This is a genomic window from Micromonospora sp. A202, from assembly GCF_006715105.1.
Classification (GTDB): Bacteria; Actinomycetota; Actinomycetes; order Mycobacteriales; family Micromonosporaceae; genus Micromonospora; species Micromonospora zamorensis.
Map to the genome: position 1 here is coordinate 6,431,933 of NZ_VFMP01000001.1, position 11,794 is coordinate 6,443,726.

At 70.7% G+C, this 11,794-nt stretch carries 14 protein-coding genes, 1 tRNA gene and 1 other RNA gene; 6 read left to right on the top strand and 10 right to left on the bottom strand.

The features are described 5' to 3' along the window. Positions 1-10 precede the first annotated feature (10 nt). Together FBZ33_RS29805 and ffs are read right to left on the bottom strand one after the other, a co-directional pair. Positions 11-3,079 carry a DNA polymerase III subunit gamma and tau gene (locus FBZ33_RS29805; RefSeq protein WP_141911693.1) on the bottom strand — a complete coding sequence of 1,023 codons (3,069 nt, stop codon included), beginning with the start codon at positions 3,077-3,079 and terminating at the stop codon, positions 11-13. Between the two features lie 211 nt (positions 3,080-3,290). Beyond that, positions 3,291-3,380: signal recognition particle sRNA small type (gene ffs, locus FBZ33_RS29810), an RNA gene on the bottom strand. Positions 3,381-3,462: 82 nt separating this feature from the next. Here ffs and FBZ33_RS29815 point away from each other — a divergent pair. Then, a tRNA-Ser gene (locus FBZ33_RS29815) sits at positions 3,463-3,547 on the top strand. 70 nt (positions 3,548-3,617) lie between these two features. On the opposite strand, the gene FBZ33_RS29820 is transcribed toward FBZ33_RS29815, so the two are convergent. The 6 genes from FBZ33_RS29820 to FBZ33_RS29845 all read right to left on the bottom strand — a co-directional run bounded on the left by FBZ33_RS29820 (position 3,618) and on the right by FBZ33_RS29845 (position 6,837). Continuing rightward, positions 3,618-4,280: a pentapeptide repeat-containing protein gene (locus tag FBZ33_RS29820; RefSeq protein WP_141911695.1), complete on the bottom strand. Its 663-nt coding sequence runs from the start codon at positions 4,278-4,280 to the stop codon at positions 3,618-3,620. Continuing rightward, complete coding sequence (locus FBZ33_RS29825) at positions 4,277-4,867, bottom strand: hypothetical protein (RefSeq protein WP_141911696.1); 591 nt, start codon at positions 4,865-4,867, stop codon at positions 4,277-4,279. Before FBZ33_RS29825 ends, FBZ33_RS29820 begins: the two co-directional genes overlap by 4 nt. Positions 4,868-4,993: 126 nt before the next feature. Next, positions 4,994-5,695: a WXG100 family type VII secretion target gene (locus FBZ33_RS29830; RefSeq protein ID WP_141911698.1), complete on the bottom strand. Its 702-nt coding sequence runs from the start codon at positions 5,693-5,695 to the stop codon at positions 4,994-4,996. Next, complete coding sequence (locus FBZ33_RS29835; RefSeq protein WP_141911699.1) at positions 5,692-6,018, bottom strand: type VII secretion target; 327 nt, start codon at positions 6,016-6,018, stop codon at positions 5,692-5,694. The genes FBZ33_RS29830 and FBZ33_RS29835 overlap by 4 nt, the downstream gene beginning before the upstream one ends. 4 nt (positions 6,019-6,022) lie before the next feature. Beyond that, on the bottom strand, positions 6,023-6,460 hold the full coding sequence (locus FBZ33_RS29840; RefSeq protein ID WP_141911701.1) for a YbaB/EbfC family nucleoid-associated protein: 438 nt from the start codon (positions 6,458-6,460) through the stop codon (positions 6,023-6,025). 134 nt (positions 6,461-6,594) lie between these two features. Continuing rightward, complete coding sequence (locus tag FBZ33_RS29845) at positions 6,595-6,837, bottom strand: flavin reductase (protein WP_141911703.1); 243 nt, start codon at positions 6,835-6,837, stop codon at positions 6,595-6,597. Positions 6,838-7,026: 189 nt separating this feature from the next. Here FBZ33_RS29845 and FBZ33_RS29850 point away from each other — a divergent pair, with 189 nt between their 5' ends. Beyond that, positions 7,027-7,794, top strand: coding sequence for a helix-turn-helix transcriptional regulator (locus FBZ33_RS29850; protein ID WP_141911705.1), 768 nt, complete (start codon positions 7,027-7,029; stop codon positions 7,792-7,794). Further along, complete coding sequence (locus FBZ33_RS29855; protein ID WP_088950610.1) at positions 7,785-7,976, top strand: DUF397 domain-containing protein; 192 nt, start codon at positions 7,785-7,787, stop codon at positions 7,974-7,976. Before FBZ33_RS29850 ends, FBZ33_RS29855 begins: the two co-directional genes overlap by 10 nt. A gap of 58 nt (positions 7,977-8,034) precedes the next feature. Here FBZ33_RS29855 and FBZ33_RS29860 read toward each other — a convergent pair whose 3' ends face one another. Then, positions 8,035-8,685, bottom strand: coding sequence for a DUF1349 domain-containing protein (locus FBZ33_RS29860; protein ID WP_141911706.1), 651 nt, complete (start codon positions 8,683-8,685; stop codon positions 8,035-8,037). Between the two features lie 134 nt (positions 8,686-8,819). On the opposite strand from FBZ33_RS29860, the gene FBZ33_RS29865 reads away from it, so the two are divergent. Continuing rightward, positions 8,820-9,374 carry a hypothetical protein gene (locus FBZ33_RS29865; protein ID WP_141911708.1) on the top strand — a complete coding sequence of 185 codons (555 nt, stop codon included), beginning with the start codon at positions 8,820-8,822 and terminating at the stop codon, positions 9,372-9,374. Between the two features lie 92 nt (positions 9,375-9,466). Beyond that, positions 9,467-9,961, top strand: a complete 495-nt coding sequence (locus tag FBZ33_RS29870) for a hypothetical protein (protein ID WP_172862127.1) — start codon at positions 9,467-9,469, stop codon at positions 9,959-9,961. A 125-nt stretch (positions 9,962-10,086) separates the two neighbouring features. On the opposite strand, the gene FBZ33_RS29875 is transcribed toward FBZ33_RS29870, so the two are convergent. Then, positions 10,087-10,719, bottom strand: coding sequence for a TetR/AcrR family transcriptional regulator (locus FBZ33_RS29875; protein ID WP_099856814.1), 633 nt, complete (start codon positions 10,717-10,719; stop codon positions 10,087-10,089). Between the two features lie 126 nt (positions 10,720-10,845). Between FBZ33_RS29875 and FBZ33_RS29880 the strand changes: the two genes are divergently transcribed. Next, the gene (locus FBZ33_RS29880; RefSeq protein WP_255509072.1) at positions 10,846-11,763 is read left to right on the top strand and encodes a TIGR03620 family F420-dependent LLM class oxidoreductase; all 918 of its coding nucleotides are present in this window, start codon (positions 10,846-10,848) and stop codon (positions 11,761-11,763) included. Positions 11,764-11,794: the final 31 nt, after the last annotated feature.

Below are 11,794 nucleotides of genomic sequence, written 5' to 3' on the forward strand. Positions count from 1 at the left end.
ACGCAGTCCCCTACCGGGCGTCGACCTCGTTGATCTTTTCCGCTCCGAAGGTCTCCCGGAGCAGCCGTACCGCCTGCTCCTCGCTGGACTCCCGGGCGGTCTTCTCGTCGATGACCTCGTCCAACGGCTCGTCGCCCGGGTCGAACCCCTCGTAGACCGGGGTCGCCGGCGCCGCGCCGCCCGGCCGACCACCGCGCGTCGGGCCGTCGAAGTCCGGGTCGTAGGGAGGCTCGCCGGCCCATTCGGCGTCCGCGACGGGCCGGGCTGCCGCTGGGGTACGCGCACCGCGCCCCGCCGCCGCCGCACGAGCCGCGGCGATGGCGCTGCTCACCGGTGCGTTACCGGCTGTCGCCGGCTGCCGGGCCGCCGGTGTCGGGTTGTCCCGTCCGCCCGGCTTACCGCCACCGGCCGATGCGCCGGTGCCACCCGCAACACCTGGTCCACCGCCGTTCGCGGTGCGGCCGTTCGTGCTGCCGCCGTTCGTGCTGGCCGATGCGGGGGCGGAGCCGGAGCCGCCCGACGCGGCGTCGGCACCTGATCCGTCGCCCGACGCGCCGCCGGGGCGGGCGGCCTCCGGCCAGTCCTCGTCATCGGTCGCCGCCGCGGCGGAGGCACCGCCGCCTGGGCGCGCCGCCTCCGGCCAGTCGTCCTCGTCGTCGGCTGCGCCGGACTGCGCTGCGCCCGGCCCACCCGCCCCGTCTGCGGCAGCGGGCTGGGCTCCGCCCTGCCGACGTGCACCGTGATCATCCGCAGCGGTGCGCGGTGCTGCGCCCTGCTGACCCGCACCGGAGCCGCTTCCGTTCACGCCGACAGCGCCGCGCGCACCCGGGCCGGTGGTGCCGGTCGCATTCGCTGCGCTGGACGGCGCATGAGTCGGCCCAGCGGCATCGGTCGAGGTCGGTGCGACGGGCGGCGCGCTCGCCGCGCTGGTAGCAGTCGGTGCGGCCGGCGGCGCACTCGTCTGGCTGGTAGCAGTCGGTGCGACGGGTGGTGCACTCGTCGGGCTGGTAGCAGTCGGTGCGACGGGTGGTGCACTCGTCGGGCTGGTAGCGATCGGTGCGGCCGGCGGGTTGGCAGCAGTCGGTGCGGCCGGCGGCGCGCTCGTCGGGCTTGCGGCGGGTCGGGCCGGAGCGGCCTGTTGTGAGCGCTGCGAGCCGGACAGCGACACGCCACCGCGCTCACCGGCCACCTCGCAGCGGATCTGCCAGCGCCCGCCCAACTCCTCGTAGAGCGCGTCGGTCAGCACAGCCGCATGGTCGGCCATCATCTTGGCCAGCACTGTCGACTTCACCGTCAGCACCAGCATGTCGCCGTCGAGTTCGCGTACGACCGCGTCGCGCATCAGTGCCGCGATCCGCTTGTTGGTCCGGTTGACCTTGCCGACCACGTCAGGCCAGACCCGGCGGACCGCGACCGCGTCCAACGCGGCAGCCGGCGCACCCGGCCGGGGTGGCACGGGCGTGGCCGGGTCGGGGAGCACCGCCGACGGCGGCACCACGCGACGCTGGGCGGGTGAGCCGGCGCCCGGCCCGGCGGGCGAGACAGGTGCGCCCTGATCAGCGGGTGCCGACCCGACGGTGGCACCGGGTGACGCCGGGATGGGCGAGTCGGCAGCCGAGGCCGGCACGCCCGACACTGGCGCGCCCGAGGTCGGGACGCCCGAAGCCTGTGCGGTCGACGCCGGAGCGGTCGGGACCCGGCCGGCCGAGGCCGGAGCACTCGACACCGCAGCGCTCAGGTCGGCGGCGTTCCGGGTCGGGGACGCCGCCGGATCGACCTCCCACGGCGGTGCGGAGGTCGGGGCGTTGGCGGGTGCCGGGCCTGCGGCAGCCGGAATCGGTGGGGTCTGCTGTGGGCGTACCCCCGGGTGGGCCGCTGGAGCGAAGCCGGCGGCGGCCGGCGGCGCGTCGGTGCCGCTCAGGGTGAGCCGACGTTCCATCCGCTCAAGCCGCTGGAGGAGGCCACCGGCGGAGTCGTCCACGCCGGGCAGCAGCATCCGGGCGCAGATCAGCTCCAGCAGCAGGCGGGGCGCGGTGGTGCCACGCATCTCCACCAGGCCGTCGTGCACGATGTCGGCGCAGCGGGAGAGAGTGGCCGGGCCGAGTTGCGAAGCCTGGGCGGCCATCCGCTCGATCTGGTCCGCCGGGCCGTCGATCAGGCCCTTCGCGGCGGCGTCCGGCACCTGCTGGATCACGATGAGGTCGCGCAGCCGTTCCAGCAGGTCGGCGGCGAAGCGGCGCGGGTCGTGCCCGGCCTCGGCGACCCGGTCGACGGTGGCGTACGCGGCGGCGCCGTCCCCGGCGGCCAGCGCGTCGCACATCTCGTCGATCAACGCGGCGTCGGTGACCCCGAGCAGCGCGGCGGCCCGCGCGTAGGTGACACCCTCCGGGCCGGCCCCGGCCATGAGCTGGTCGAGCACCGAGAGGCTGTCCCGGGCGCTGCCTCCACCGGCACGGACCACCAGCGGGAAGACCGCCGGCTCGACGGCGACGCCCTCGGCCTGGGTGAGCTGCTCCAGGTACGGGCGGAGCACCTTCGGCGGGATCAGCCGGAACGGGTAGTGGTGGGTCCGCGACCGGATCGTGCCGAGGACCTTCTCCGGTTCGGTGGTGGCGAAGATGAACTTGACGTACTCCGGGGGCTCCTCGACCAGCTTGAGCAGGGCGTTGAAGCCCTGGGTCGAGACCATGTGCGCCTCGTCGATGACGTAGATCTTGAAGCGGCTGCTGGCCGGCGCGAAGAAGGCGCGCTCACGCAGCTCGCGGGCGTCGTCGACACCACCGTGGCTGGCCGCGTCGATCTCGATCACGTCGATCGAACCGGCACCGTCGGTGGCCAGCGAGCGGCAGGACTCACACTTGCCGCACGGCTCCGGGGTGGGGCCCTGCTCACAGTTGAGCGAGCGGGCCAGAATCCGGGCGCTGGAGGTCTTGCCGCAGCCGCGCGGGCCGGAAAAGAGGTAGGCGTGGTTGAGCCGTCCGCTACGCAGCGCCTGCGACAGCGGCTCGGTCACGTGCTCCTGACCGATGACCTCAGCGAAGGTACGCGGCCGGTACTTGCGGTAGAGCGCCAGCGTCACTCGTCCCGCCTCCTCTCGACCGAGCCATTCTGCGCCGGTCGGGCGCGGGTGACCACCCACCACCCCGGGCGCCTGGGCCTTCGGGCTTGATCGACTCGGCTTCCCGGCCGCCGGCGCTTGATCGACTCGGCTTCCTGGAAACCGCGGTATCCGCGTGGCCGGGACACCCCGACATCACGGAAGTCGAGTGGATCAACCGGCCCACAGACAAAAAGGCCTCCCGTGCACCCGGCAGAGCTCGCTTATCCTTGCTGCCTTCCGGCCCTGGGGAGGTTCACGAGATACCGCCGCACGGGAGGTGCCGCCCAGCCTACCCGACCGCCCGTCGATCTTCAGGGGGTGGTGGGGTGGCCCGGCCGACGGAGGCCTGTATCCTGGCTCGCGGAGGATTCGCCTAGAGGCCTAGGGCGCACGCTTGGAAAGCGTGTTGGGTTTACACCCTCACGAGTTCGAATCTCGTATCCTCCGCTCGCTGAGCAGCACGAACGACAGGGCCGGCCCCCACGGGGACCGGCCCTGAATCGTTTCTGTGGCGGTGTCAGCCCAGCACCTGGACGTTCTCCGCGCCCTGCGCCGAGAACCACGCCTCCAGCTCGGCGCCACCGAGGGACCGGGTCGCTTCCTCGTCGACGAGGACCGGGCCGATGACGGCACCCTTCGCGCCCTCAAACTGGCAGCCGAACATCCTCGCACCGGTCAGCGTCGTCGGCATGCTCGTGCCGCCGAGGGTGCACCAGCGCAGGCTGGCCAACTCAAGATTGGCGCCGCGCAGATCGGCCTTGTAGAGCTTGGCGGAATTGAGGATCGCGTGGCGGAGATCCGCCCCTTCCAGAACGGCGTCGTCGAGCTGCACCGCGAACAGCCGAGCCGAGCGGAATAAAGCGTTACCGGCCGAGCAACCGACCATTTCCGCCTTTGCCAGGTCGGCAAAGGAGAAATCGGCGCCCTGCAACTCGGCGTTGGTCAGGTTGGCGTCGCCGAGGTTGGCTTCCTCGAATCGGACACCGACCAGGTGGGAATTGGCGAGATAAGCGCCGGCCAGGTCGAGACGGCTGAGGTCCGCGCCGCGAAAATCAAGAAAATCCCCGGCCAGGTACGCCCCGTCGGCCGAATCGGCGAACCACTCCTCCAGCGCTTGCCGAGCATCGGGGCTGTCCGGCCAACGGATCACGTCACCGCTGGCACGCTTGTACTTACTCATTTGTCGAACACCACCTTGCCGTCCCACTCCGGTCGATCTGCGACCCGCGCCCTGAGATCGGCCAACGCACTCGGCGACAGGCTCCGGGTGTTGAGAATGACGTTCTGTCCACCAGCGACCTCGTCAGCGAGCTTCTGCTCGAACTCCTCGCCATCGTAGCGGCCCTTCATACCCTCGGGCATCGGCTCACCAGCCCGCCGTCCGGCCGGGAACAAATCATTTGGCGACTTGACGTCCCAGTTCCCCCCATTGGAATCGATGAACTCACCCTGGTCCTTCTGGAATGCGGGATCCGAGTTGTCGAGTTCGGCCCGCCGGATCGGCCCGGGGATCTTTCCATCCGCCTCGGCCGCGAGCCCGACCTCGGCCTCGATCCGGGACTTCGCGCTGATGTTGCCGTTGTGAGCCGGGTCGGCGGCGAGTTCCTCCAGCCGCCGGTCGTACTCGGGAGTGCCCGGCTTGGGGGTCTGGTATCCGTCGTCACCGCCGGAGGGCCTGCTCGGCGAGTCACCGGAGTCACCGCCCGGCCGGCCGAGCCGGAAATCCTCGGCGGTGACCTCCTGCGCCCCGGTGACATCGTCGGGCACCTCGTTGGAGCTGCGGCGTCGCTGTCCCGGGATACCACTGTCGCCGTCACCATCACCGGGACGCGACGGCGTTCCACCGTCACCGTGCCCACCGGGGGGCGTCCTGGGTTTCGCCATCGTTGCGGCCTAGCCGTTCAGCAGCTTGGACAGGTTGGTCAGGCTGGAGATCAGTGCGCCGACGTACGTCAGGATGCGTCCGGACCACTTGACGACAGCCGCCACGATCGACGCGGCAATCGCGGGGATCGTGACGACGAAGATCGCCTCGATGGCCCACACGATCACGCGCGCGACCAGGTCGGCGATGAGATCACGGACGATGTCACGGGTGAACGCCACCAGGTTCCCGGCGGCCTGGGTCGCGGCGGCCATCGCGGCGGAGATTCCGCTCAGCCCATCGATCCCCGTGACGTTGTGTGCCATCAGAGCCTGGTACGCGGTGGCGGCCTGCCCCTGCCAGCCCGGCAGGTCCACCGCGAGGTGTGACTTCAGGTCGCTGGCCATGCTCTCCAGCTCGGCGGCCATGTTGTTCCACGTGTTCGCGTGTGAGGTCACCACGTCGGGCATGCCGGTGAGTTCGTCGAGGATCTCCCGCAGCGGCTCGAAATACTCCATCGCCCAGCCCAGGCCATTGGCTAGTAGGGCGCTGAAGGGATCCAACACCGTCGCGACGGCCTCGACGCCGAACGCGGCTCCCGCCAGGAGATCGTCGACCCAGCCTTCGCTATGGATGGCGTCGACCAGACCTTGGAAGCTGTCCGCGGCGGCCGCACCGGTCCAGGGTTTGCGGGTCGACTGAACCCCGGCGATCAGTGAGGCGTCGGTCATGACGCCGCGTTCAGTTGGCTGCCGACTTTGCGGATGGTGCTGTCGGCGTCCACGTCGGCGTTGTCGTAGTTGTCGGCGGTGGTGCCCAGTCCCTTCACGACCAGGGACAGGTTCTCCTCGGCGTAGGCGATCAGCTCGTCCTGCCGCGTGTGCCGGCCCTCCAGGATCCCGGAGATCCACCCACACAACAGCCCGTACGCCCTGTCGTCCTGGGTGATGTGCGCGCTGGCGCTCTTGACCGCGCCGAAGCGGGCGCGCAACGCCTCGATGTTGCGCGCGTGCTGGCGGATCTGTTCGGCGTCGACCTCGAACCCGCCGTTCACCGACTCACCACCGGTGGTGCTGCTCGTCCGGGCCGTTCACCGGGGAGTCGGCATCGCGCAGTTGCTGCCCGACCCGTTCGGCGATCGCTCGCGCGGCCGGCGAATCGGTTCCCAGGGTGTCGCCGATGATCTCCTGGGCCCGGTCGGCCAGTTGCCGCTTGGCTGCCGCGATCGTGCTCATGATCGTCCTGGCGACGACATCGGGTGCGACCCGTTGAACCCGCTGGCCCAGCTGGAGGTCGACCAACGCGCCCACGGAGTCGACAGTGACCTCCACGAGCCCGTTGCCGTCGGCGACCGTCACCCGGAGATCGTGGATGCGGTTGCTCATCGCGTCGGTGGCTGTCGCCAGTTCGTGCAGGCGACCCTTCCACCCGGCGAGTCGATCCATGGCGCCGTCCGGGTCCAGCAGGCCTCCCGCGTGTGGAACCTCGGCCGTCATGTGTCCCCTCGGTCGCTCAAGGTGATCATGCGTAGCTGAGGGAGATTAACATGAGCGGACCTGCGCGGCTGTCCACCTGGGACGTCGTAACCACCCATTCGCGCCGCCCTGCGGTCTGGCACCCCTGACGCCCGTCAACTGCGGGCGCGCGCCCAGGAGAGGAACCGGTCGGTCAGCCGACCTGGGTCAACCTCTCTGAGCTGCGCGCTGGCCTCGGCTTGAAGCGTCGCCAGGTAGACGGTCAACGCCAGCCGGTCGTGCCGGTATTCGCCGAGCAGCCGCAGCTTCGCCGCCGAGCAGGGCCAGGCGATGCCGCACGCCGCGCAGCGCCAGGTGGGTCGGGTCGGCAGATGGTTCCGGTAGCGGCGGCGGGGCACAGGCGAACCTCCTTCGCAGTGGACGGGGGTCGCCCCGTCGGGGCGACCCCGGACTGACGCCGACCGCCGGGCTCCTGCGCCTCCACCGGTCACGCCGTCTTCTGCGGACCACCCTCTGGCGCGTCACCGGACAGGTACACCGCGTAGCGATATGGTCCTCAGATATTCGAGACATCCGATGGAGGGGCCGTGAACGATGCGCTTCGGGTGGCGCTCAGCGACACCGGGCACACCACCGAATCCCTCGCCGAGACGGTCGGCGTCGACCCGAAGACCGTGGGCCGCTGGTTGAGCGAGGGGCGCATCCCGCACCCCCGGCACCGCCTGGCGGCAGCGGAGGCCCTCCACAAGGACGTGTCGGACATCTGGCCGGACACTTCAAGACGTCGTGACCCCATCTGGTTTCGTCCGTGGCAGGAGATCGAGCGCGAGGCGGTGTCACTGCGCTGGTACGAGTCGACCGTGCTGCCGGGGTTGTTGCAGACCGAGGCGTACGCCAGGGCGGTGCTGAGCGGCGCGGGCCTGATCCCCCGGGGTGACATCGAGCGGCATCTCACGGTCCGGCTCGGCCGACAGGGCGTGCTCAAGCGAGATGACCCGCCGCAGTTCACGGCGGTCGTCGACGAGGCGGTCATCCGTCGCCCGGTGGGCGGCGGATCGACAATGCGCGAGCAACTGCTGGCCGTCGTCGCGGCGTGCGCCGAACCGCACATCCGGGTGCACGTCGTGCCCAGCGCGGTCGGCGCCTACGCCGGGCTGAACGGGCCGTTCGTGATCGCACACAGCCACGACCACCGGGTCGCCGGCTATCTGGACAACCAACTCCAGGGACAAGTCGCTAGCGACCCCGAGGACATCGCGGCCATGATGGCGGCATGGGAGAACGTGCGCGGGGAGGCGCTGTCCCACTGGCAGTCGGTCGACCTGATGAGGGAAGTGGCGCAGACATGGAGTTGAACGGCGCACGGTGGCGTAAGAGCAGCCGCAGCAGCGGCAACGGTGGCGCATGTGTCGAGGTCGCCGACAACCTGCCCGGCGTCGTCGGCGTACGGGATTCCAAGGACCCGACCGGCCCGGCGCTCACCTTCGCGCCGGCGACCTGGCGCGCGTTCGTCAGCCGGCTCGCCATGCGGCTCTGACCAGGGCCTCAATCCGTCGTACACATGTTCTATCCACAGGCTGTGGACAGGGCTTGTGTCAGGAGCCGTCGCGGAGATCGGCGAGGCGTTCCGGCCCGAAGCTGATCTCGTCGAAGGTCACGTGGCACCCGTCGCCGGTCGGCGACTGGCCGGCGAAGCCGATCCGGTCGCGGGTCGTCTCGCCGTCGAAGCTGAACACGCGGATCAACTGCCAGGTCGTGCCGTCGCCCGAGGCGTGGTACGCGTAGACCCGGCCAATTCGCGAGACGCGCAGCCACACCGACCGGTCGGCCACGACGAAGGCGTTCGCGTCGTCGGCGACACCACGGCAGATGACGGAAACGATCATGGGCTCACCCTCGGGCGAGAACTCGAAGCACAACTTGCCCCAGCACCGCTCGTCACGCCAGATCAGCAGCACCCCGGCGTCGAAGGTGGCGGCGAAGGCGACGCTGACCCGGGCGCTGAACTGGAAGTCACCCTCCGGCGGCAGGTCACCGAGCAGCGTCGCCGCGTTGAGGACGGGCGCCGGACTCGGCGCGGCGTTCTCGTCCCCGTCGACGCCGACTCCGCTCGGGTCGATGAAGATGTCCGTGCGCGGCTGCGCCGACACCGTCACGGCGCCGGTCGTCTCGTCCACCCGCCAGAGCCCATCGGGTGAGGGCACGAGCGCGGACGGCATACCGGGGACGGTCAGTTGGTCAGCCATGACCAGGACCGTACAACGGGTCCCGGCAGGGAGTCTGTCGCCGCTGGGCGGGTACGGTCCGGGAATCGACGCCGGCTCGCCGGAGACCGTCGTACACATGTTCTATCCACAGGCTGTGGACGGCGGAGGGTTCGATGGCTTACCAGCTCAGCGCGGTGGTCGCGGACGCCGAGCTGCTCCGCGAGCAGACCGCCGAGCTGGATCACGCGGTCCTCGGCGAGCTGCGCCAGGATTTCGGGTTGTTGCCGGTCACGCCGCAGTTGGTGGTGGAGCTGACCGGGTCGCTGCCGGATTTCGCGGCCGACGACCGGAGCGTCGAGCACCCGTTCGGCCTGGTGCTGTCGCCGACGCTGGCCGAGTCGCTGACCCGCTGGTCAGAGGCGGGGCCGGTGGCATACCTGGAGGCGGAGTTCGGCGGTGGCACCGGCTACCAGTCGGCGGCGGTGTGGCTGGGCGGGACGCTGTCGTGGGGTCCAGGCTTCGACGACGTGTTGGACGCGCCGCGCGAGCAGTGGCCGATCAACGCGGCGCTGACCCGGCTCGGTGTCGAGCCCGGCGAGTGGATCGACCCGTTCGCCGAACTGGGGTTGCACCTGGAGCGCAACACCGAGGGTTGGCTGGCGCACGGGCGGCGTCGACTCAGCGCCGACTACTGGGATGAGCTGGTCGAACAGTGGGAAAATCAGTAATCCGGCGATCGCCAGCAACCTGAGCGCCCTCGTTCCGTTGGGGACTGGGGGATTCCATGAAATTGCGACAATTTGCTTTTATAGCCATGCTGATGACGGCTGCCTCGATCGCTGGCAGCGGCGTACCGCCAACCGGGTCGATCCCGCACGGCCGGCCCGCCGGCAGCGTGGAGATCATCGACCTGAACGGCCTGCGCAACATCGAGTTCGGTGACACCGAGGATGAGCTGACCCAGCGCGGCATACTGCGTACCAGCCTGGACGCCTGCGGGCCGATGCTCGTCGGCCACGACACGGTCAGCCCGGTTTTCATGGACGACAGACTGGTGCTGCTCTGGGTCGGCGACCCGATGCGGACACCGGAGGGCATAACGGTGGGCTCGCCCGTCGACCAGGTCTGGGCCCGCTACCAGTTGGTGACCAGACTCGATGCTCCACAGGGGACGCACCGCCTCGACGGGTTGCTCGCCCGCAGCGGCGACCGCGCGTACCTGTTCCTGCACGACGGGCGCACGGTCCGAAAAACCATCGCGGGGTACGCGGACTGGGCCCGCCGCCTCTTCGACGAGGGCGTCGGCCCCTGCTGAGGCGAACCGCACCGACGTGGCGCTGACGGGCGGGCTGATCCGATGTGGATCAACCCGCCCGGCACGTCGGGTCGATGCTTCAGTGTCGGGAACACCCGGCGGGCTGTTCGCGGCTCACTGAGCGCTCAGACCGTCCCGGTGGCCTGCTCGGGCAGCCGCGCCCCGGACGCCGCGGCGAAACCGGCGAGCGCGATCTCAGCGGCCTGTCGCAGGTCCTCCCGGCTGACACCGGCGGCGGCATGCACCGCCTGCCCCTCGCTGACGATCATGACGAAGCGGGCGAGCGCGACCGGGTCGGCGTGAGCGGGTAGGTCGCCTTCGGCGACAGCGCGGGCGAACCGGTCGGCGAGAGCCCCTTCGCCGGCCAGGCGGCTGGCGGCGAGGAACCCGGCGACGGGCGCGTTCTCGCTGGAGCAGGCGGTGCCCCCCTGGATCGACAGGCACCCGGCCGGACGGTCGGGCCGGGTCACGGCGAGCACGTTCTCCCGCAGCAGGGTGGCGACCACCTCGTACGCGGTGGGTTGGGCGAACGCGCTCCGGGCGTACGCCATGTCCTTTTCGGCGTAGCGGGCCACGGCCTTGCGGAACAGCTCCTCCTTGCCCCCGTAGGCGGCGTAGAGGCTGGGTTTGTTGATGCCCATCGCGGCGGTGAGGTCGCTCACCGACGCGCCCTCGTACCCCTGACGCCAGAACACCTCCACTGCGCGCTCCAGCGCCTCGTCGGCGTCGAAACCCCGTGGTCGCCCTCGCTGTGGCATGGCCACCACCTCCCTCGGTCCACCCTACCCGCGACCCAACCGATCGGTACAGAAATTTGCGGACGCCGCCGCCGGTTGCTACGGTCGGATCCGTACCGCTCGGTACAGAATAGGTGGGAGGACGGCGTGGCGAATCACTTGAACACCCCGCTACCTGCGGTCGGGCTCTGGAGCATGGAGCTACGCGGTGCCGCCGATCCGGTCATTCGGGACGCGGCGACCGAACTCGACGATCAGGGCTTCCGGGCACTGTGGGTGCCTGGCCTGGACGGTGGCGGGGCCGTGAACGACATCGGGCACCTCCTGGGAGCCGCGCCGCACGCCACGATCGCACTGGGAGTGCTGGCGATCTGGGGCCAGGACCCGGCCGCTCTGGGCGATCGGCTGGCCGCGCTGGACGCCGCGCACGGACCCCGGACGGTCTTCGGCTTCGGGGTCAGCAACGCCCACTCCGCCGCCCAGGCCGGCCAGGACTACGGCCGACCGGTGGAGTCGATGAACCGCTGGCTGGATTCCCTGGACGCCGCGCCCCGGCCGGTTCCCGTCGAGCGCCGCATCCTCGGTGCGCTCGGGCCGAGGATGGCGGACCTGGCTGCCGACCGGACGGCCGGCTGGCACCCGTTCATGGTGACCCCGGACTACAGCGCCGTGCAGCGCGAACGCGTGGGGGCGCAGCCGCTGATCGCGCCGCACCTGGCCGTCGTCCTCGAAAAGAACCCGGAGCGGGCCCGCGCCGCCGCCCGGGCGGGGATCGGCATGTTCATCGGCTTTCCGACCTACCGGGCCAACCTGGCCCGCCTCGGGTTCACCGACGACGACCTGGTCCCCGGCGGGAGTGACCGCCTGATCGACGCCCTCGTCGCGTGGGGCGACCTGGACGCGGTGGCCTCGCGCATCCGGGAGCACCTGGACGCGGGCGCGAACCACGTCGCCCTCCACGTGCTGCGACCCGACGACCCGGGCCGGCCGGCGCTGCCCCTGCCGCAGTGGCGCGACCTGGCCGCCCTCCTGCCGACCTTCACCCCAACCCCCGCAACCCATTGACCACCGGCCGCAACGGCCGGCCGGACCACTC

Excerpts from the sequence above, each read along its gene's own strand:
- FBZ33_RS29820 (WP_141911695.1), bottom strand. The coding sequence starts at position 4,280 with ATGAGTAAGTACAAGCGTGCCAGCGGTGACGTGATCCGTTGGCCGGAC.
- FBZ33_RS29830 (WP_141911698.1), bottom strand. The coding sequence starts at position 5,695 with ATGACCGACGCCTCACTGATCGCCGGGGTTCAGTCGACCCGCAAACCC.
- FBZ33_RS29840 (WP_141911701.1), bottom strand. The coding sequence starts at position 6,460 with ATGACGGCCGAGGTTCCACACGCGGGAGGCCTGCTGGACCCGGACGGC.
- FBZ33_RS29855 (WP_088950610.1), top strand. The coding sequence starts at position 7,785 with ATGGAGTTGAACGGCGCACGGTGGCGTAAGAGCAGCCGCAGCAGCGGC.
- FBZ33_RS29860 (WP_141911706.1), bottom strand. The coding sequence starts at position 8,685 with ATGGCTGACCAACTGACCGTCCCCGGTATGCCGTCCGCGCTCGTGCCC.
- FBZ33_RS29865 (WP_141911708.1), top strand. The coding sequence starts at position 8,820 with ATGGCTTACCAGCTCAGCGCGGTGGTCGCGGACGCCGAGCTGCTCCGC.
- FBZ33_RS29870 (WP_172862127.1), top strand. The coding sequence starts at position 9,467 with ATGACGGCTGCCTCGATCGCTGGCAGCGGCGTACCGCCAACCGGGTCG.
- FBZ33_RS29875 (WP_099856814.1), bottom strand. The coding sequence starts at position 10,719 with ATGCCACAGCGAGGGCGACCACGGGGTTTCGACGCCGACGAGGCGCTG.